The sequence below is a fragment of the Mycobacterium sp. IDUB_9 genome (assembly GCF_055419505.1).
Genome location: NZ_JBVAXU010000002.1, coordinates 979,805 through 998,771, shown reverse-complemented (window position 1 = coordinate 998,771; position 18,967 = coordinate 979,805). Strand labels below are relative to the sequence as shown.

Genomic DNA, 18,967 nt, shown 5'->3' with positions numbered 1-18,967 from the left:
TCTCATGGCGATGGATCTCGACAACATGCTGCAGATGATCAAAGACCGGCAGTGGGCCTTGATCGACATCGATTGGGACGCACCGGGAGCCGAGCTGATCGAACCCGAGCTGCACGCCAAGCTCAAGCCGTTCATGACCGACCTGATGTGGATCGAGAATGTCGGCGCCCGGGGCTTTGCCGCCCTGGCGAAGAAGGCACCGAATCCGACCCTCAAGAGCATCTACGAGCATTTCCACGCCGAAGAGCAGAAGCACGCCAACGCCGAACTCGCCTTGATGCGCAGGTGGGGCATGCTCGACGACGACGAGATCCCGCCGCCGAACGTCAACGTCCAACTGGTCATCAACTGGCTCGACAAGCATTCCGACGGAATGGGCCTGACGTTCCTCGGCACCGTCATCCCCATGCTCGAGGTGGCATTGGACGGGGCACTGATCAAGTTCATCACCGACGAAGTCAAAGACCCGGTGGCACAAGAGGTGTTCAAGCGGATCAACTCCGATGAGTCCCGCCACCTGGCCGTCGACTTCGAGGTGATGGACATCCTCGGTCATGCCGACATGCGCAAGCTGCTGATCGAGTTGGTGGGCGGCTGGATCAAGCCCACCTTCCTGGTCGGAGTGCTCAGCTACTTCCCGCTGCTGAACAAGATGCGAGACAACATCGTCGAGATGGGTGTCAACGAGGACCGGCTGTACCAGGCGATGCGCAGGTTCCAAAGTGTTGGTGAGCGAAGCGAATTCGCCCGGCGCCTACCCATGTACCGGCTCATCTCGTGGCAGAGCCGCAAGGTGATCGACCGGACCTCCAAGTATCACTGGCTGGCCGATTCACTGGTCAAGATCACCGGCGTGATTCCGATGTCGTTGGTCCAGAACTCCCCGACGTGGTCGCAGGAACTGACCTACGAACCCGTCGCCTGAGAGAATCGATCGACGACATGACTTCTTCTTCCTTGTCAGTTGCCATCATCGGTGCCGGATTCGCCGGCATCGGCGCGGCCATCCGACTCAAGGCCGACGGCATCGACGATTTCGTGATATTCGAGCGCGACTCCCGAGTCGGCGGAACCTGGCGCGACAACACCTACCCCGGTGCCGCGTGCGACATCCCGTCCCGGCTGTACTCGTACAGTTTCGCGACCAACCCGGACTGGTCGCACACCTATTCGGGCAGTGCCGAGATCCTCGAGTACATCGACGGCATGGTCGAATCGTCCGGCCTCGCACCGAAGATCCGGTTCGGCCACACTGTCGTCGGCGTTTCATACGATGCGCCGGCCGGCGAGTGGACCGTGAATCTGGAAGGTCGGGACCCGGTGCGGGCGCGCAATGTAATCGTCGCGTCCGGCCCGCTGGCCAACGCCAGTTTCCCCAACATCCCCGGGATCGACACCTACGAGGGTCACAAGATTCACAGCGCCCGGTGGGACCACGGCTACGACTTCGCCGGCAAACGTGTCGCGGTCATCGGGACCGGTGCCAGTGGGGTGCAGATCGTGCCCGAACTGGTGAAAACGGCGAAGTCGGTCAAGGTTTTTCAGCGCACCCCGGGATGGGTTCTGCCGCGGATCAACACGCCGACCAGCGGCCGGCTCAAGCGCCTCTACCGCAGCATCCCGCTGACCCAGAGCCTCATGCGCAGCGCGTGGTACTGGGGACACGAGTCGGTAGCCCTCGGTGTGGTTTGGGATACCCCGTTCACCCGGATCGTCGAAGCCGTCAGCTCCGCAAATCTCCGTCTGCAGGTGAAGGATCCGTGGTTGCGACGCCAACTGACGCCGGATTTCTCGGCCGGATGCAAGCGGCTGCTGATGACCAGCGAGTATTACCCCGCCCTGCAGGCAGACAATTGCAGGCTGGTGACCTGGCCGATAGCCCGCCTGTCCCCCAACGGAATTCGCACCGTCGAGGGAATCGAGCACCAATTCGACTGCATTGTGTTCGCCACCGGGTTCGATGTCTGCAAGGCCGGCACGCCGTTCCCGATCACCGGAATCGACGGCCGTGAGCTGGCCGCCGAATGGAGTCGCGGTGCCTACGCATATCGCAGCGTCGCGGTATCGGGTTATCCCAACCTGTACTTCACCTTCGGCCCGAACTCCGGGCCCGGACACAGTTCGGCACTGGTGTACATGGAGGCTCAGATCGACTACATCGTCGAGGCGATTTCAACCCTCCTGAGGCACGACTGGAAGTCGCTCGACGTCCGCACGGAGGCACAGAACCGGTACAACGAGGACATCCAACGGCGCCTGGGTTCGACCACATGGAACTCCGGCTGCCAGAGCTGGTATCTGACCGAGGACGGCTTCAACGCCACCATGTATCCGGGGTTTGCCACCCAATACGTCAATCAGCTCAAGAGCGTCAATCTGCACGACTACAAGATCACTGCCGGCCGCGACAACAACATTGCCCTGGCGCAGGTCAGCGGCAGTCCCCTGGCCACCGGATAGGATTCCGTGGTGACCGAGTACCGGATTGACGACCTCGCTCGGGAGGCGGGGACAACAACCCGGAACGTGCGTGTCTACCAGGACAACGGGCTCCTGCCCCGGCCCCAGCGTCGGGGCAGGGTGGCGATCTACACCGATCGACACCTGCGCCAATTGCGCGCCATCACCCGGTTGCTCGGCGAGGGCTTCACGCTCAAGCACATCATGAAATTCCTGACCGGGTTGCAGCCCGGACAGGACCTCGTCGATGTCCTGGATCTGTCCGACCTTGAGGAACTGGTCACCGCGCCGTGGTCACGGCCCAAGCCACGCACAATGCCCCTCGCCGAGCTGGAAGAACGGCTCGGGCACCTGGACATCTCGATGCTGCGCCGGCTGACCACCCACGGCCTGATCGAGCCGACTGCCGACGAGAACATCTACTCGGTCAGCGATGTACGCCTCATCGATGACTTCGGCTCACTCGTCTCCCGCGGAATGCCGCTCGAGATACTTCTGAAAACGAGAACCGCGGTCGACAAGTTGCTCGACGCCGCCGCTCGTGAGATGACCCACGGCGGGCATACCGAGGTGGTCCGCCAGCGGGGGCCGGGGTGGGTCCCCACCAATGATGCCGAACTCGCCTGGGCCGCCGACCTCGTGGACACCATGCGCAGGGCGGCGCGCCGGCTCGCGCATGCCAGCCTGGACCGCGCGTTCGATGAAGCTGTCCGTGCCGAGTTGCACGAGTATCAGGCAGCGGGCCCGGAGACGGCCGCCCAACGTGAGCCCGACGGGAAGACCACCCCGGATGGTCCCCGCCGGGCTCACGTCAAACGAGCTAAACCTCGATGATGACCGCGCCGCCCTGGCCGCCACCCGCGCACATCGCGGCGACGCCGATGCCGCCACCCCGGCGCTGGAGTTCGTAGACCAGCGTGGTGACCATGCGGGCACCGGACGCAGCGATCGGATGTCCGAGGCTGCAACCACTGCCGGAGAAGTTCACCAATTCCTCGTCGATGCCGTACTTGCGCACCGCGGCGATCGGCACCGAGGCGAACGCCTCATTGATCTCCCACAGCGCCACATCGGACGGCTTGAGGCCGGCGCGGTCCAGAACCTTGCCGATCACCTCGACGCCGCCCAGACCGGTGTCGCGGGCGGCGACACCGACCGCGCCCCACGCCCTGACCTTGGCCATGACGTTGAGGTTCTCCGCGGCCGCATAGTCGTCGCCGACCAGCGCGACAGCAGCGGCAGCGTCGTTGGTACCGCTGCTGTTGCCCGCGGTGATGGAGAATCCTTCGATCTCCGGGTGCAGGACCTTGAGTTCGGCGAGCTTCTCGGCGGTGGTGCCGCGGCGCGGATGCTCGTCGACGCTGAATTCGATGACGGACCCGTCTGGCTGCGACACCTTCAACGGCACGATCTCGTCGAGGAACTTGCCCGCATCGATCGCGGCGATGGCGCGCTGGTGTGACCGCGCGGCCCAGGCGTCCATGTCCTCGCGGGTGATCCCGGCCGCCTGCGCGGTGTTCCACCCGACCGTGATCGACATGTCGCGCATCGGCGCGTCCGGGGTCTCGACATGCGTCGGGGTCATCCAGGGCTCGATGAACTCGATCTCGGGCCCGAACCCGGGCACCCGCCACTTCATCAGCGGCGACGAGGACAGCGACTGCACACCGCCGGCCACCAGAACCCGCTCCATGCCGGAGCCGATCTGCGCGGACGCGTTGCCGATCGCGGTGAGCGACCCCGCACAGTGCCGGTTGACGGCCTGACCGGGCACCGACTCCCAGCCCAGGGCATCGGCCGCGTAGCGCGCGATATCGCCGCCACCGTAGTTGGATTCGGCGAAGATCAGATCGTCGATCGACTCCGGGGCGATCCCGGCACGACGCACGACCTCGGGCAGCACCGTGGTGATCAGGGTCTCGGGGGTGGTGTTGACCAGCGTCCCCTTGAAGGAGCGGCCGATCGCCGTGCGGGCAGCGCCCACGATGACAGGTTTTGGCATGAATCCACCTTTACGATCTCTAGACGTTATGTAACGGTAACAGGGCGGGGTGAACTACTGCGGTTCGGGGACGTGGAAATGTTCGTCGCGGAGCCGGAACGCTTCCTTCGTGCCATGCTGCGCGCGGGTCTTGACGAAGTTGAACTCGCCGGGTGAAAACTGCAGGTTGGTGCCATAGGCGTGGAAGATGTAGCTGGCCACTTCCTCCCCCTGGTACGCCTGGCTCTGTTCGACGAGCCGGAACGCCTCCTTGGCGATCACCACCCCGTCGGCGGGCATCTTGGCCGCCTTGGCCGCCCAGTACTGCGCCCGGGCCGTCACCTGGTCCGCGTCACAGGTGTCGGTAAAGATGCCGAGATGCTCGATGGAGCCGGCCTCGATGATGTCGCCGGTCAGCAACATCCGTCGGGCCAGCACCGGGCCGAGCCGATGGAAGAACATGTGCAGGCTACCCAGCGCGGGACCGAGAAACCGGGTGGCCGGCATCCCGATCTTGGTATCGCGGGCGATCACCGAGATGTCGGTCATCAGAGCCATCTCGAACCCGCCGCCCAACGCGTAGCCGCCGATCTCACCGACGGTGACCTTCGGGAATCCCATGAAGTTGTGATAGAAGCCAAACGACTTGCGGTCCACCGTGAGTCGACGACGCTGGCTGGGGCGCGACTTGGCGGGTTGTTTCTCTTTATCGCCATACCAGCCGTAAGCGTTGTTCATGTCCGCACCGGTGGAGAACACGCCCTCGGCGCCGCGCAGCAGCACGACGGTCAGATCGTCGTCATCGGCGACGATATCGAGGTAACGGGCGACCTCGTCGCGCATCGCCGCGTCATAGGAGTTGCGCTGCTTGGGATTGTTCAACGTGATGGTGGCGATGCGATTGTCCGCATCGACCTCGTAGAGCACCCGGTCATCGGTCATGCGAAATCAGCCTCGCTTCAATTGTTTTGTCGTTGCCGGCAGCCAGCGTCGTGCGCCGCGCGGCGGTGAGATGGTCAGCGGCGAGCTTGGTCGCCCGCGCCGAATTGCCGTCGGCGATCGCGTCCAGCAACCGCTGGTGGTCGCGAAGTGCCGCCCGCATGGTCGCCTTGTCGACGTCATCACCCCACACCGAAGATTCATGTGCCGACCAGATCAGCTCCAGCGATCCGATCAGCAGGATCATCGGCTCGTTACCGCAGCGGGCCACCAGCACCTCGTGGAACCTGCGCGCATTCCGCACGTACTGCGCCGTGTCGTCGAACTGCACTGTCTGGGTGTCGATCTCAGCCTGCAGGTAGGGCACCACCTCGACAGCCCGATCTTCCCTTGCCGCGCACATCCCGGCGCAGATCGGCTCCAGGTGCAGGAGCGCCTCACTGACATCGGCCGGGGTGGCCGACCGAGTCTGCAGGACCATGCTGATCGTCTGCGCGGTGCGCTCCGGTGACGGCAGCCGGACCACTGCTCCGCCGACGTTTCCGCGCCGCACCGAGATCAGCCCGTCGGTCTCCAGCAGGTGAATGGCTTCGCGCAGCGCCGGTGGGCTGACGCCGAACTCCTGGAACAGGCTTTCCTGGGTGGGCAGGATGTCCCCGGCACGCAATCGCCCGGACAGGATGTCGTCGCGCAGCTTGGACGCGACAATCTCGGCAACCCGTGGCTGCCGGATGCGCCGTGCGCGTCCTTCCATCAGCGACCTTTCCTTGCTAACTTGTACAGGATAGTAACCGCATCGCCTACTGTATGGGTAACTGTATGGATAAGGAAAGGTCGGGTTCCAGGTGACTGACGGTTCGGTGACCACGTCCCGCGCGGACTCCACCCTGCGCATCACCCTCGACCGCCCGTCGCGGCGTAACTCGTTGAACCATCAGATGATCGACGATCTGGTCAGCATCCTGACCGCCGCCGCCGGCGACGACTCGTTGCGGGCCGTCGCCATCACCGGGGCCGGTGACAATTTCTGCACCGGTGCGGACTGGGTGGCCACGAACAGCACCGGGCAACGACCCCGCGCGGGCGACCTGGTGCGGCGCATCCCCCACACCGCGCACCGCGTCATCGAACTCGTCGCCACCATCCAACTGCCGGTGGTGTGCGCGGTGCGAGGCTGGGCAGTGGGCCTGGGCTGCAACCTGGCGCTGGCCGCCGATTTCACCATCGCCGACGCCGACGCGACGTTCTGGGAGCCGTTCATGAGCCGAGGGTTCACCCCGGACTCCGGGGCGACCTGGCTGTTGCCGCGACTGGCCGGGGTGGCCCGCGCCAAACGAATGCTGCTGCTGGGTGAGAAAGTCACCGGATCCGACGCCGCCGACTGGGGCCTGATCCACGACGCGGTTCCCGCCGACCAGTTGGACACGGCGATCGACGCGCTCCTGGCCCGGCTGGCCGCCGGGCCGACCGTCGCGATCGGGCTGGCCAAACAGGCCATCGCCTACGGCCAGCACGCATCCCTGACCCAATCCATGAACCAGGAGCTGTCCAACCTGGAACTCTCCTGCCGCACCACCGATTTCAAGGAAGGCCTGGCCGCGTTCCGGGAACGGCGCGACCCGGACTTCCAGGGCCGATGAACCGAAGGAAACACATGACCGTGTCTGCCACGTACGACACCATCAAATACGAGGTGGACGGCCACAAGGCCACCATCACGCTGAACCGGCCGGATGCGCTCAATGCGCTGTCGCCGCACATGATCACCGAGCTGCGGGCCGCTTATGCCGAGGCCGAGAACGACGACAACATCTGGCTGATGATCGTCACCGCCACCGGCCGCGCGTTCTGTACCGGTGCCGATGTCAAGGAGATCCCCGGCGACGGAAAGGTCCTCAACGAACGGCCCTACCTGTCCACCTACGAACAGTGGGAGGCACCGCAGGAGGGCACCCCGCCGTTCCGCACCATGGCAAAGCCGGTCGTCGTGGCGATCAACGGAATCTGCTGCGGCGCCGGGTTGGACTGGGTCACCACCGGCGACATCGTGATCGCCTCGGACAAGGCGACGTTCTTCGACCCCCATGTGAGCATCGGCCTGGTTGCCGCCCGCGAGATGGTGCGTTTGGCCCGTGCGCTTCCCCGGTCGGTGGCGCTGCGGATGGCATTGATGGGAAAGCACGAGCGCATGACTGTCGAGCGGGCCTACGAACTCGGCTTGATCACCGAAATCGTCGAGCACGACAAGCTACTGGAGCGTGCCCACGAGATCGCCGACACGGTGTGCCTCAATGCCCCGCTTGCGGTTCGGGGCACCCGGCTGGCCATTCACAAGACGCTGGACCTGCCATTGCACGAGGGCGAGATCCTGGCTGAGACGTTCCGCGAGCGGGTGGTCCGCACCGAGGATGCGCTCGAGGGGCCCCGGGCGTTCGTCGAGAAGCGCAAGCCCAACTGGCAGGCGCGCTGATGAGCGCTCGCGCGAAGAGGAGACAGCCCTGATGGATACCATCCTGGTCGACTTCGACCATGAATCAAGGGTCGCCACCGTCACGCTGAACCGCCCTGACGCGCTGAACTCGTTCAACCGGGCCATGTGCAACGAGATGCGCGACGCGTGGCACGCCATCAAAGACGACGAAGGCATCAACGCCGTGGTGTTGCGCGCGGCGGGCGACCGCGCATTCAGCGCCGGGCTCGACGTCAAGTCCAGCTACGGACAGCCCGAGATCGTCTGGAACCATGAGGATCCCGGCGAGCTACTGAGCCCGAAGTGGCAGAAGATGTGGAAGCCGGTGGTATGCGCGGTGCAGGGCATATGTACCGCAGGCGCACTGTACTTCGTCAACGAATCAGATGTGGTGATCTGCTCGTCTGAGGCCACCTTCTTCGATTCGCACGTCAGCGCCGGACTGGTGTCCGCGCTCGAACCGATCGGGTTGATGCGCCGCGTAGGCCTCGGTGACACTTTGCGGATGGCGTTGCTGGGCAACGACGAACGCGTGGGCGCCGAGACTGCCTTGCGGATCGGACTGGTCACCGAGGTGGTGGCCCGCGAGGACCTGTGGGCGCGGGCCGACGAGATCGCACGTACCATCGCCGCCAAACCGCCGACCGCCACCCAAGGCACCGTCAAGGCCATCTGGGAGTCCCTTGACAAGCCGTACCGCGCAGCCATGGACCAGGGCCTCATCTACACGAGGCTGGGCAACCCGATCGCGAAGGCCGAACTGGCCGACCGCCCACTGCCCAAGACACCGCCACGGATCCGCTGATGGCACATCCTCTTTCGCAACGCATCGACGATGTTCTCGACCTGGATCCCGCTGCGCCGGCGATCCAGTACGACGGTCAATGGTCCACCTGGGGTCAGGTCGCGGCGCTGGCACGGCGCATCGGCGCCGTGTCGGCAGGCGCGCGGGTCGGGATCATGCTGCGCAACCAGCCGGCCCATGTGGCAGCCCTGCTCGGCGTGTTGTCCGCCGGCGGCACCGTCGTGGTGATCAATCCGTCCCGTGGTGACGCGCGCACGCGCGCCGACATCGCAAACCTCGACCTGCCGGTACTCATCGGCCTGGCCGACGACATCGCCACGCTGGCCACCCCCTCCCCTTCCACGACGACAGTGACGATCCGCGACCTCGACACCGCGCCCGAGGTCACGCCCGCCCAGAGCCCGTCGCGCGATCCAGGGCGACCGGGTGTCGCGGTGTGGATGCTGACCAGCGGTACCACCGGCCCGCCCAAGCGCGTCGATCTCACCTACGACATGCTGGCCCGCAGCGTCATCGGCCGCGATCCTGAGAATGCCCCGGCACCAACCGAACTGCGCCGCGGGGTCGCCATCGTCAACTCGCCGTTGGTCCATGTCGGCGGGGTGTTCCGGGTGCTGTTGTGCATCGCCGAGGCCCGCTCGTTCGTGCTGTTGCCCAAGTTCGAACTCCACCGCTGGGCTGACGCGGTGCGAGAGTACCGGCCGCGGGCGGTGTCACTGGTTCCGGCCGCCCTGCGCATGGTGCTGCACTCCGATCTCACCCGCGATGACCTCGCCGGCGTCCGCGCCGTCACCTCGGGTACCGCCCCGTTGTCGGCCGACGACGCCGATGCCTTCACCGAGAAGTTCGGCATCCCGGTACTGACCTCCTATGCCGCCACCGAGTTCGGCGGTGGGGTGGCCAGTTGGACCCTCGCCGACCACCAGAAGCACTGGAAGGACAAGCGCGGCAGTGTGGGCCGGGCCAATCCCGGTGCCCGGCTGCGGGTGGTCGACGAGGGAGGCAATCCGCTACAGCCGAACGAGAAGGGCCTGCTCGAGGTGAAACCCGCACAGTTCGACGCCGACGCGGACTGGCTGCGCACCACCGATCTCGCCCGCATCGACGACGACGGCTTCGTGTGGATTCTCGGCCGCGCCGACCAGGCGATCATCCGCGGCGGATTCAAGGTCATGCCCGACGATGTGCGCACCGCCCTGGAGAGCCACCCCGCGGTACGCGGTGCGGCGGTCATCGGCATCGCCGATGACCGGCTCGGCGAAACCCCGGTGGCGATGGTGGAACTGCACAGCACCGGAGCCAGCACAGCCACCGCGACGGAGCTTCTGGATTTCCTTGCCGGCCGGCTGGCCCGCTACGAGATCCCGACCGACATCGCCATTGTCGAGGCGATTCCCCGAACTCCTTCGGGGAAGGCTGATCTCGGCGCCGTACGGGAGCATTTCGCCTCACGTGTCTGACACGGTTGGCGGGCTGATTCGCGGGTGTACCGATCGCCCGCTGCTGATCTGCGATGACGCACGGATCACCTATGCCGAGGCGCAGCACCGCTCTGCGGCAGTCGCCGGAGGCCTGATCGCGCTCGGCGCAGGCAAGGGCACCCACGTCGGGCTGCTCTACCCCAACGGTGTGGACTTCGTGGTCGCAATGCTGGCCGCCGCCCGCATCGGTGCTGTGGTGGTGCCGTACTCCACCTTCCTCACCGCGACTGAGCTGGATACCCAACTACGCGACAGTGACACCGCAATCCTGCTGTCGGCGCGCAGTTTCCGCAATCACGACTACACGCAACGCCTCGCCGGCATCGACGCGCCGTGTCTGCGGCGGGTGGTGTTCGATATACCGCACGCCGACGCCCCGACTCTGGCCGACCTCGAAGACGACGTGGACGACTGCGATCCGCTGGCCATCATCTACACCTCCGGGTCGACGGGGCCGCCCAAGGGTGCCGTGCACACCCACGCTTCACTGATCGGGCATCAGCGCAGTCTCAACGAGATTCGGCAGCTGACCGCGGCGGACATCCTGTTCTGCAACTCACCGTTCTTCTGGATCGGCGGGTTCGCGTTCGGTCTGTTGGCCTCCCTCGCTGCTGGCGCCACGCTGGTGTGCTCCAATGCGACCGACCCGGCCGTCACCCTGGACCTGATCGAGGCCGAGAAGCCCACCGTCACCAATGGTTTCGTCGCGGGAATCGCACCCCTGACCAGGGACCCCAGCTACCCCGGCCGGCACTTCTCGGCGCGCCGCGGCAACCTCTACCCCGTCATGGCCCCCGACTCGCGCCCCACCGACCCGGAACTGCGGCACAACATGTTGGGGATGACCGAGGCCGGCAGTGTGATGTCGATCGACGGGGACGAAGGCGATCAGCCCGAGCAGCGGCGCGGCAGCTACGGCAGGCCCGCACCCGGATTCGAAACCCGAGTGCTGCCCTCGGGCGAACTGTGCATCCGCGGACCGTATGTCATGCAGGGCTACTACGGCCGCAACCGGGAGGACTGCTTCGATGCCGACGGCTGGTTTCACACCGGGGATCTGGTGCGTGTCGACCAGGACGGGTACATCTACTTCCTTGGCCGTGCCGGCGCGATGATCAAAACGGCCGGCGCCAATGTGACCCCCGGTGAAGTCGAGGCAGCCTTGGCGGCACTGGGTTTCACCGCACATGTGCTCGGCCTGCCCGATGCCGACCGTGGCCAGATCGTGGGGGCGGTCATCGTCACAGACAGCCCGGTGGATGTCGATGTGGTCCGTCAGGCACTGCGCTCCAGGCTGTCGGCGTACAAGATTCCGCGGGCGGTCACGGTGTGCCGTCCCGCCGACGTGCCGATGCTCTCCAGCGGAAAAGTCGACCTACCGGCGCTGGCGAGGATGTTTCATGCCTGACACCATCGACGCGTTGCTGCGTGCACATGCGGCGGTCGGCAAGCTCATGGTGATCGATCCCGACACCCGGATCGGCTACGCCGAACTCGACGCAGGAACTGCCGCATTGGCGTCTGGCCTGATGGCGGCGGGAGTCGAGAAGGGCACCCGGGTCGGGTTGATCATGCCGAACTGTGTCGATTGGGTGCGGATCGCATTGGCAGTGACCCGGATGGGTGCGGTGCTGGTGCCGTTGAGCACGCTACTGACCGCTGACGAGCTGACCTCCCAGCTGCGGACCGCGTCGGTGCAGCACCTGATCGCGGTCGAAGGGTTCCGCGGACGCCGCTACGTGCCGGGCCCGGTACCGTCGCTGCGCCGGACCTGGACCCCCGACGAAGTTCTGACACTCGCCGGGACGGCTCCCCTGCCACCGGTGCGGCCCAGCGATCCGCTGGTCATCATGTTCACCTCCGGCAGCAGCGGTGCGCCGAAAGGGGTGATCCACTCCCACGGAAATGCCTTGGGTGCAGTGCGTTCCGGGCTGGAGGCCAGGTGCATCAACGCCGACACCCGGCTGTACCTGCCCATGCCGTTCTTCTGGGTGGGCGGGTTCGGTGCGGGCATCCTCTCAGCTCTGCTGGCCGGGGCCACCCTGGTCACCGAGCCGGTTCCGCACCCCGACTCGACGCTCGAATTGCTACAGCGCGAACGGGTCACCCTGTTCCGGGGCTGGCCCGAGCAGGCCGAGGCACTGGCCCGGCACGTCGGCACCGCAGATCTGCCCGCACTGCAGCCGGGAAGCCTTGAGGCACTGTTGCCGGACGGTATGCGCTCAGAGCCGGGCGCGCGGGCGTCGTTGCTGGGTATGACTGAATCGCTCGGCCCGTACTGCGGATACCGGGCCGACACCGACATGCCGGAATCCGCGTGGGGCAGCTGTGGGCAACCGTTCGCCGGGATGGACGTACGTATCGCCGGTGACGGCCCAGTGGGCGAGATCCAGATCCGCGGCCCGCATGTGATGCGGGGAATCTGCCGACGCAGCCGCGAGGAGGTGTTCACCGCCGACGGCTACTACCCGACGGGAGATCTGGGTCGCCTGGACGGCGACGGATTCCTGTTCTACCACGGTAGATCTGACGACATGTTCAAGGTCCGTGGCGCCACCGTGTACCCGAGCGAGGTACAACGGGCGCTGCGCGCGATTCCCGGCGTCCGCGCCGCATATGTGGCCAATGTTCCTGAAGACCAAGCCAATCGGGTCGGCGCGGCGGTGGTAGGTGACGGGCTCTCGGCGGAGATGCTGCGCTCGGCCACCCGCGCAGTCATCAGCTCATTCAAAGTGCCCACGCTGTGGCTCCTGCTCGACGACGACGCTGCCGTCCCACGCGGAGCCACCGGGAAAGTCGACAACACCGCACTACGAGCCATGCTGGCGGAAGGTGTCCAACAATGAAAACCAAAGGTGCCCTGGTCTGGGACTTCGGTCAGCCGTGGTCGATCGAGGAGATCGAGATCGGCGACCCTCGCAAGGGCGAGGTGAAGGTGGTCCTGGAGACCGCCGGCCTGTGTCACTCCGATCACCACCTGATGACCGGTGACATCCCGATGGCCGCCTTCCCCATCCTGGGCGGGCATGAAGGTGCCGGAGTGATCGTGGAGGTCGGTCCGGACACCGAGGGTCTGGAGGTCGGCGATCACGTGGTGATGTCCTTCATCCCGTCGTGCGGTAGCTGCCCGGCCTGCCAGGTGGGCCTGCGCAATCTGTGTGACCTCGGGATGGGGCTGCTCGCGGGCGCCTCGGTCTCCGACGGCTCCTTCCGGGTGCAGACCAAGGGGCAGAACGTAGTTGCCATGTCACTGCTCGGCACCTTCTCCCCCTATGTCGTGGTGCATCGGACCTCTGTAGTGAAGATCGACCCGACGATCCCCTTTGACGTGGCCTGCCTGGTCGGCTGCGGGGTTACCACCGGATACGGCTCGGCGGTGCGGAGTGCGGACGTCCGACCCGGCGAGGACGTCGCGATCATCGGTATCGGTGGCGTCGGCACCGCGGCGCTGCAGGGTGCGGCGATCGCCGGAGCCCGGCGCATCTTCGCCATCGACCCAGTCGAGTGGAAGCGCGAGCAGGCACTGAAATTCGGGGCATGCGAGGCATATCCGGACGTGCCTGCCGCCCTGGCCGGAATTGCCGCGGCCACTGGCGGACGCATGTGCCGCAAGGTCATCGTGACCGTCGGCCGCGCCGAAGGCCGGGAGGTGGAGTCGTGGATGCAGCTCACCGCCAAGGGCGGCACCTGTGTGCTGACGGCGATGGGCAATGTGGTCGATTCCGACACGACCCTCAACCTGGCCGGGTTGACCCTGCTGCAGAAAAGCTTGCAGGGCAGCCTGTTCGGTGGCGGCAACCCCCAGTTCGACATCCCCGAGCTGTTGACCCTCTATCGGCTCGGCCAACTGAACCTCGATGACATGGTGACCCGTGAGTACCGCCTCGACCAGATCAACGATGCCTACCGGGACATGCTGGAGGGCCGCAACATCCGCGGCGTCATCCGCTACACGGACGCCGACCGGTGACGTCCACCATCTTCACGGTCCCGGACAACGACCTGGCCGTCGTCGCCACCGTCAGCTTTGCGAAGATCCATACCAAGGAGGCAGCGCCATGAAACTTGGATTATCCACGCCCATCGTGATGCAGCACCCCGGCGAGTTCTCACCATGGGAGACCGAGGCCGGCCCCGATGAGCTGGTGTTGATCGCCGAGGCCGCAGACAGCCTGGGTTTTCACCATCTGACGTGTGCCGAGCACACGGGAATACCGGCTGCGGCCGCCGCGGTGCGCGGGACGGTCTATTGGGATCCGCTGGCCACCTTGGCTTTCCTGGCCGCGCGGACTCGACGCATCCGCCTGACCACCGCGGTGGTGGTACTCCCCTACCACCATCCAGTGGCGCTGGCCAAGAGCTACGGGACCCTGGACCGGCTCAGCGGTGGACGCGTGATTCTCGGCGTCGGCGTGGGGTCACTCACCGAGGAATTCGAACTGCTCGGCGCCCAGTGGACCGATCGCGGAGCCGCGGCCGACCGCGACATCGCCAAACTACGGGCCGCGTGGGGCCGGCCGGTGGTCGACGGCTTCGCCATCGAACCCCACGCGCCCAGGACGGATCTCGCAGTCTGGGTAGGTGGACGCACCAAACGCTCGCTGCGTCGCGCCCTCGAACTCGGCACCGGCTGGATGCCTTTCGGCCTGCCACCGGACACCATCGCCGAGTTCCTCGCGCCGCATGACCTGCCCGCAGGCTTCGACATCGTTCTCTCCCCCGGTGCGGCGCTGGACCCACTCGGCGCCCCGGATGCCGTGCGCACACGGCTGAACCGATTGCGCGACGTCGGTGCCACCATCGCCAACTGCTCGGTGCAGGCGCGCGATGCCGAACACTTCTGTGATCAGCTCGCGGCGCTGCAATCGATCGGCGACTCGTTGTGATTCACACGATCGCGTGTGCTCGCCCAACATGCGGTGCCCGGCCGCGCTACCGGAAATGTTGAGCGCTCTAGCTAGCGGCGCCGTTCATTCCACGGCGCCAGTAGCAGTTCACATGCGTACCGCACATCCGCGACCGCACTTTCCGCGTCGAGCTGCCCCGCAGTGGCCCAGGTCAGGATCCCGTACATGCACTGCTCAACCATTCTCGCCAGTCGATGATCCTCGTCGGTGGGTTCGGCCAACCCCGCCGCTGCCAGGATCCGCTCGCGCATGGAAAGATCGGCCGGTGCGTGGGCAGAAGTCCGAATAGCGTTGACGGAAACCAACATCGCCCGGGCCAACGGCGGCTGCGCCAGCAGTGCCTCGGCAGCCTCACCCAGGAAGTCACCTACGGCCGCCACCGGGTCGTCCGGGATACCCGCGCGTTCTGGCATCTCCTGGATGGACGAGGCGAGCGCCGCTGCATAGAGGTGATGCTTGGTCGGGTAATAGCGATAGAGCGTGCCGAGCGCGACGCCGGCCTCAGCGGCGATATCTGACATCTGGACGCGCTCCAGCCCGTGCAACGCCCCCAGTCGGGCCGCCGCGCGCAAAATCGCAGCGTTGCGTGCCAGTTGACGCGGCGTCGAGGCCTGCCCCGGCTCCCGTGGCGTTCCGATGCGCGGCACGAGACGATCTCCTCACAAAACTAGAATTGATTCTAGAAATCAGTATGAAGTGATGCTACAACAGACAGGTGATCGAAGAAGGTTTCCAGCCCGACGTGACGGCGTTCGATGCTCAGAAGTACGGCCCGTGGGCCGTCGTCACCGGCGGCTCGGAAGGTGTCGGCAGGTCCTTTGCGCTCCGACTCGCCGCTGCCGGAATCAATCTGCTGCTCGTCGCCCGCAAAGCAGGCCCGCTGGAGAAGGCAGCCCAACTGGGTCGCACCCTCGGAGTCGAGGTTCGTACGCTCAGCGTCGACCTTTCGGAGCCATCCTCGGCCGACGCCGTCGCCGAGGCAGTTTCGGACGTCAAGGTCGGCCTGCTCATCCACAACGCCGGCGCCAACACGCACAGCGCAGAGTTCCTCGACGGTGACCTCGGCGCGTTTCAACGGGTCATCGACCTGAACATCACCACCCCGCTGGCCTTGGTCCATCACTTCGGCGCGGAGATGCGCAGCCGTCGCCGCGGGGGCATCCTGCTCGTCGGGTCGATGGCCGGATACCTCGGCTCGAACCGGCACACGGTGTACGGCGGCGTCAAGGCATTCGGCAGGATCTTCGCCGAAAGCCTGTGGCTGGAACTGCGGGACAACAACGTCGATGTCCTCGAACTCGTCCTCGGGGTGACCCGCACCCCGGCGATGGACCGGGTGGGGCTCAACTTCGACATCCCCGGAATGGTGGTGTCCGAGCCTGATGACGTCGCTGCCGAAGGTCTGGCCGCGCTCGGCCACGGCCCCGTGCACGTCGTATCGCAGCACGCGAAAGTCGCTCTTGCCCACAATGATCCAGACCGCGCCGCCGCCATCCTGCGGACCGACAAGCTGATGCGCCGGCTGATGGCGACCCCACTGTGACGTCACCTCTAGGAGATCCCATCGAATCCCGGCTTCGTGACCTCGAACAGCGTCTGCAGATACTCAGCGACCAGGTTGAGGTGACGCAGCTGATCGCCTCCTACGGCCCGCTCGTCGACGCCGGAGCCGCCACTGATGTTGCGGCGTTGTGGAGCGTGGACGGCAGCTACGACGTCGAAGCCTGGCAGATGTGCAGCCGCGCCGAGGTAGAGGCCATGGTGAACTCGGAGGCGCATCGAACGCTCATCGCCAGAGGCGCCTGTCATTTTCTCGGGCCTGCCCGGGTCACACTCGACGGCGACACCGCGCAGGCGGTGTGTGAGTCACTGCTGGTTGTCCACCGGGACGGGAAGTGGATCGTGGCACGCGCCGGCGCAAACCGTTTCGAGTTGCGTCGTATCGATGGCCGGTGGCAGATCGTGAACCGCACCACACGAGTGCTGAACGGAAGCCCCGAGGCGCGGGCGTTGCTCGGTTAGACGATGGCGTTCGCCCGTAGATCCGCGATCTGCATCGCGTCATAGCCGATCTCATCCAGCACCTCGTCGGTGTGCTCGCCCAAGAGCGGAGCCCGTCGGCGGATCGTGCCGGGCGTTGCCGACATCCGAAACGGGGTTTCGATGATCGGCACATCGCGAGACGCCCCCGGAAACGGCACGCGCTGCAGGTAACCCATGGCCTGCACATGCGGATCATCGAGAACTTCTTGCGGGGAATACAACGGCGCGGCAGGCATTTTCGCCTTCTCAAGAAGTTCCAACACCTGCGCCTTGGTCTTGTCTGCACACCAATCGGCCATGATGTCGTTGAGGATGTCACCGTTGGTCCAGCGGATGTCGTCGTTCGCGAAGCGGGGATCGTCGAACAGCTCTTCCCTGCCCACCAGTCGGCACCAGCGCTTGAACATCGGCTGGCCGGCCACCTGCAGCAACACCCACTGATCGTCGGCGGTGCGGTAGAGATCGCACGGCGCCACCGAAGCGCCCTTGTTGCCCATCCGGGGTTTGTCTACCTGTAGGAGTTCCCGCTCGATCAGGAAGGCGTTCGAGAGCATCAGCGCGGTGGGCAGCAGGGCGCCCTCGACATGCTGCCCCTGACCCGTGCGGTCGCGGTGATACAGCGCCATCATCACGCCGATCGCCAACGTGAGCGCTGTCCCGAAATCCGCATAGGGCACCACCGTTCGGATCGGTAGCTCCGGCAGACCCTGCCGGTAGACCGCACCTGACATCACCTGACCGGCACCGTCGAAACCGATCTTCTCGCTGTACGGACCGCCCTCTCCGTACGCAGTGGCGCTGGCCAGGATGATGTCGGGTTTGACGGCCTTGAGCGTCTCGTAATCCAGTCCGCTTGACCGCATCCCGGCCGCCGGCATGTTGGCGATCACGATGTCGGCCTGCGCGACGAGTCGCCGGGTGATCTCGGCGCCCTCGGCCGTGGTGGAGTCCAGCGTGAGTGACCGCTTGTTGCGGTTGCACTGCAGGAACGTGCCACCCTCGCCGCCCTCGGTGACGGCCTGCACCCAACGGTCCTCCCCGCCTTCACGTTTCTCCACCCGCAGCACGTCCGCGCCCATGTCGGCCAGGATCGCGCTGCACCACGGTGCCGCGATGAACCGGCCGTAGTCGAGCACCCGTATCCCGTCGAGAACACCTGGCATTGCCCCACCTTTCCTTCCGCGAGTCCTTCCGCGAGTCCTTCCGCTTTGCTACTCCAGCACTCCCAGGCGCTCGAGGTGATCGGTGAGCGGTTTGGAAGCCGCACACAGATGCTCGGCCATCGCGGCGCGGGCCGCCTCCCCGTCACGGACCTTGAGCGCGGCCAGAATCCGGCGGTGGTCGTGGGTGGACTGCTCGGGCCAGCCCTCGACCGTCGGGTACACCGATTCGAGTGCGTACCTGGTGATCTGGGACATCAACTGCGCCAGCTTCGGCGATTCGGCCGCCCTGTTGACGCCCCGGTGAAACGCGTGGTTGAGCCGGACCGCGGCGTCGTGATCATTTTGCGCATAGGCATCTTCCAGCTCCGTCTGGATCCGGTCGAGCTCGTCGAGTTGACCGTCGGAGATCTGGCCCGCGGCGCGCGACGCCAACTGCCCGCCGATATGCGCCTGCACTCCGGCCACGTCGTCGATGTCGCGGCGGGTGACCGGCAGCACCAGGAACCCGCGTCGGGGTTGTTGGGTCAGCAGGCCTTCGGCACGCAAGCCGAACAACGCTTCACGCACCGGCGTCACGCTGATCCCCAGCTCGGCAGCGAGCTGTTCGAGCCGAATGTACTTGCCCGCCGGATAGGTACCGTCGAAGATCCGCCGCCGGATCAGCCGTGCCACGTCCTCGGCCAGCTGTGGCCGTGCGGCGAAGTCGGGTATGGACACG

The 18,967-nt window shown here is 65.8% G+C and carries 19 protein-coding genes; 13 read left to right on the top strand and 6 right to left on the bottom strand.

Translation table 11 applies throughout. The features are described from left to right. Positions 1-4: 4 nt before the first annotated feature. Genes ACZY08_RS13460 through ACZY08_RS13450 form a run of 3 tightly spaced genes read left to right on the top strand, consistent with a single transcriptional unit; the run spans position 5 to position 3,294 of the window. The gene (locus ACZY08_RS13460; RefSeq protein ID WP_463744382.1) at positions 5-925 is read left to right on the top strand and encodes a ferritin-like domain-containing protein; all 921 of its coding nucleotides are present in this window, start codon (positions 5-7) and stop codon (positions 923-925) included. A 17-nt stretch (positions 926-942) separates the two neighbouring features. Further along, positions 943-2,460: a flavin-containing monooxygenase gene (locus ACZY08_RS13455; protein ID WP_463744383.1), complete on the top strand. Its 1,518-nt coding sequence runs from the start codon at positions 943-945 to the stop codon at positions 2,458-2,460. Positions 2,461-2,469: 9 nt separating this feature from the next. Next, positions 2,470-3,294 (top strand): MerR family transcriptional regulator, encoded by an 825-nt coding sequence (locus ACZY08_RS13450; protein WP_463744384.1) that lies wholly within the window; start codon positions 2,470-2,472, stop codon positions 3,292-3,294. Here ACZY08_RS13450 and ACZY08_RS13445 read toward each other — a convergent pair. Genes ACZY08_RS13445 through ACZY08_RS13435 form a run of 3 tightly spaced genes read right to left on the bottom strand, consistent with a single transcriptional unit; the run spans position 3,281 to position 6,134 of the window. Further along, on the bottom strand, positions 3,281-4,462 hold the full coding sequence (locus ACZY08_RS13445; protein WP_463744385.1) for a thiolase family protein: 1,182 nt from the start codon (positions 4,460-4,462) through the stop codon (positions 3,281-3,283). The two genes, ACZY08_RS13450 and ACZY08_RS13445, sit on opposite strands and share 14 nt — an antisense overlap. Before the next feature lie 54 nt (positions 4,463-4,516). Beyond that, a complete protein-coding gene (locus ACZY08_RS13440) occupies positions 4,517-5,383 on the bottom strand; it encodes an enoyl-CoA hydratase/isomerase family protein (protein WP_463744386.1) in 867 nt (288 codons plus the stop codon). After that, on the bottom strand, positions 5,373-6,134 hold the full coding sequence (locus ACZY08_RS13435; protein WP_463744387.1) for a FadR/GntR family transcriptional regulator: 762 nt from the start codon (positions 6,132-6,134) through the stop codon (positions 5,373-5,375). Before ACZY08_RS13435 ends, ACZY08_RS13440 begins: the two co-directional genes overlap by 11 nt. A 91-nt stretch (positions 6,135-6,225) precedes the next feature. Here ACZY08_RS13435 and ACZY08_RS13430 point away from each other — a divergent pair, with 91 nt between their 5' ends. The 8 genes from ACZY08_RS13430 to ACZY08_RS13395 all read left to right on the top strand — a co-directional run bounded on the left by ACZY08_RS13430 (position 6,226) and on the right by ACZY08_RS13395 (position 15,022). Continuing rightward, complete coding sequence (locus ACZY08_RS13430) at positions 6,226-7,020, top strand: enoyl-CoA hydratase/isomerase family protein (protein WP_463744388.1); 795 nt, start codon at positions 6,226-6,228, stop codon at positions 7,018-7,020. Positions 7,021-7,034: 14 nt separating this feature from the next. Next, positions 7,035-7,850, top strand: a complete 816-nt coding sequence (locus tag ACZY08_RS13425; RefSeq protein ID WP_463744389.1) for an enoyl-CoA hydratase/isomerase family protein — start codon at positions 7,035-7,037, stop codon at positions 7,848-7,850. Positions 7,851-7,881: 31 nt separating this feature from the next. Further along, positions 7,882-8,655: an enoyl-CoA hydratase/isomerase family protein gene (locus tag ACZY08_RS13420; protein ID WP_463744390.1), complete on the top strand. Its 774-nt coding sequence runs from the start codon at positions 7,882-7,884 to the stop codon at positions 8,653-8,655. Continuing rightward, positions 8,655-10,115, top strand: a complete 1,461-nt coding sequence (locus tag ACZY08_RS13415; RefSeq protein ID WP_463744391.1) for a class I adenylate-forming enzyme family protein — start codon at positions 8,655-8,657, stop codon at positions 10,113-10,115. The genes ACZY08_RS13420 and ACZY08_RS13415 overlap by 1 nt, the downstream gene beginning before the upstream one ends. Continuing rightward, complete coding sequence (locus ACZY08_RS13410; protein ID WP_463744392.1) at positions 10,108-11,544, top strand: class I adenylate-forming enzyme family protein; 1,437 nt, start codon at positions 10,108-10,110, stop codon at positions 11,542-11,544. The genes ACZY08_RS13415 and ACZY08_RS13410 overlap by 8 nt, the downstream gene beginning before the upstream one ends. After that, on the top strand, positions 11,537-12,982 hold the full coding sequence (locus tag ACZY08_RS13405; protein WP_463744393.1) for a class I adenylate-forming enzyme family protein: 1,446 nt from the start codon (positions 11,537-11,539) through the stop codon (positions 12,980-12,982). Before ACZY08_RS13410 ends, ACZY08_RS13405 begins: the two co-directional genes overlap by 8 nt. Further along, positions 12,979-14,106 carry an NDMA-dependent alcohol dehydrogenase gene (locus tag ACZY08_RS13400; RefSeq protein WP_463744394.1) on the top strand — a complete coding sequence of 376 codons (1,128 nt, stop codon included), beginning with the start codon at positions 12,979-12,981 and terminating at the stop codon, positions 14,104-14,106. The genes ACZY08_RS13405 and ACZY08_RS13400 overlap by 4 nt, the downstream gene beginning before the upstream one ends. A gap of 88 nt (positions 14,107-14,194) precedes the next feature. Further along, positions 14,195-15,022: a TIGR03619 family F420-dependent LLM class oxidoreductase gene (locus ACZY08_RS13395; protein ID WP_463744395.1), complete on the top strand. Its 828-nt coding sequence runs from the start codon at positions 14,195-14,197 to the stop codon at positions 15,020-15,022. 71 nt (positions 15,023-15,093) lie between these two features. Here ACZY08_RS13395 and ACZY08_RS13390 read toward each other — a convergent pair whose 3' ends face one another. Further along, the gene (locus ACZY08_RS13390) at positions 15,094-15,690 is read right to left on the bottom strand and encodes a TetR/AcrR family transcriptional regulator (RefSeq protein WP_463744396.1); all 597 of its coding nucleotides are present in this window, start codon (positions 15,688-15,690) and stop codon (positions 15,094-15,096) included. Positions 15,691-15,758: 68 nt separating this feature from the next. On the opposite strand from ACZY08_RS13390, the gene ACZY08_RS13385 reads away from it, so the two are divergent. After that, positions 15,759-16,586: an SDR family NAD(P)-dependent oxidoreductase gene (locus ACZY08_RS13385; RefSeq protein ID WP_463744397.1), complete on the top strand. Its 828-nt coding sequence runs from the start codon at positions 15,759-15,761 to the stop codon at positions 16,584-16,586. Further along, entirely contained in the window at positions 16,583-17,065 is a 483-nt protein-coding gene (locus ACZY08_RS13380; protein ID WP_463744398.1) for a nuclear transport factor 2 family protein, read from the top strand. Before ACZY08_RS13385 ends, ACZY08_RS13380 begins: the two co-directional genes overlap by 4 nt. Here the strand turns inward: ACZY08_RS13380 and ACZY08_RS13375 are convergent. Together ACZY08_RS13375 and ACZY08_RS13370 are read right to left on the bottom strand one after the other, a co-directional pair. After that, a complete protein-coding gene (locus ACZY08_RS13375; protein WP_463744399.1) occupies positions 17,062-18,249 on the bottom strand; it encodes a CaiB/BaiF CoA transferase family protein in 1,188 nt (395 codons plus the stop codon). The genes ACZY08_RS13380 and ACZY08_RS13375 overlap by 4 nt on opposite strands. A 48-nt stretch (positions 18,250-18,297) precedes the next feature. After that, the gene (locus tag ACZY08_RS13370; protein ID WP_463744400.1) at positions 18,298-18,966 is read right to left on the bottom strand and encodes a GntR family transcriptional regulator; all 669 of its coding nucleotides are present in this window, start codon (positions 18,964-18,966) and stop codon (positions 18,298-18,300) included. Position 18,967: the final 1 nt, after the last annotated feature.

Excerpts from the sequence above, each read along its gene's own strand:
- ACZY08_RS13460 (WP_463744382.1), top strand. The coding sequence starts at position 5 with ATGGCGATGGATCTCGACAACATGCTGCAGATGATCAAAGACCGGCAG.
- ACZY08_RS13455 (WP_463744383.1), top strand. The coding sequence starts at position 943 with ATGACTTCTTCTTCCTTGTCAGTTGCCATCATCGGTGCCGGATTCGCC.
- ACZY08_RS13445 (WP_463744385.1), bottom strand. The coding sequence starts at position 4,462 with ATGCCAAAACCTGTCATCGTGGGCGCTGCCCGCACGGCGATCGGCCGC.
- ACZY08_RS13440 (WP_463744386.1), bottom strand. The coding sequence starts at position 5,383 with ATGACCGATGACCGGGTGCTCTACGAGGTCGATGCGGACAATCGCATC.
- ACZY08_RS13435 (WP_463744387.1), bottom strand. The coding sequence starts at position 6,134 with ATGGAAGGACGCGCACGGCGCATCCGGCAGCCACGGGTTGCCGAGATT.
- ACZY08_RS13425 (WP_463744389.1), top strand. The coding sequence starts at position 7,035 with ATGACCGTGTCTGCCACGTACGACACCATCAAATACGAGGTGGACGGC.
- ACZY08_RS13420 (WP_463744390.1), top strand. The coding sequence starts at position 7,882 with ATGGATACCATCCTGGTCGACTTCGACCATGAATCAAGGGTCGCCACC.
- ACZY08_RS13415 (WP_463744391.1), top strand. The coding sequence starts at position 8,655 with ATGGCACATCCTCTTTCGCAACGCATCGACGATGTTCTCGACCTGGAT.
- ACZY08_RS13405 (WP_463744393.1), top strand. The coding sequence starts at position 11,537 with ATGCCTGACACCATCGACGCGTTGCTGCGTGCACATGCGGCGGTCGGC.
- ACZY08_RS13400 (WP_463744394.1), top strand. The coding sequence starts at position 12,979 with ATGAAAACCAAAGGTGCCCTGGTCTGGGACTTCGGTCAGCCGTGGTCG.
- ACZY08_RS13395 (WP_463744395.1), top strand. The coding sequence starts at position 14,195 with ATGAAACTTGGATTATCCACGCCCATCGTGATGCAGCACCCCGGCGAG.
- ACZY08_RS13375 (WP_463744399.1), bottom strand. The coding sequence starts at position 18,249 with ATGCCAGGTGTTCTCGACGGGATACGGGTGCTCGACTACGGCCGGTTC.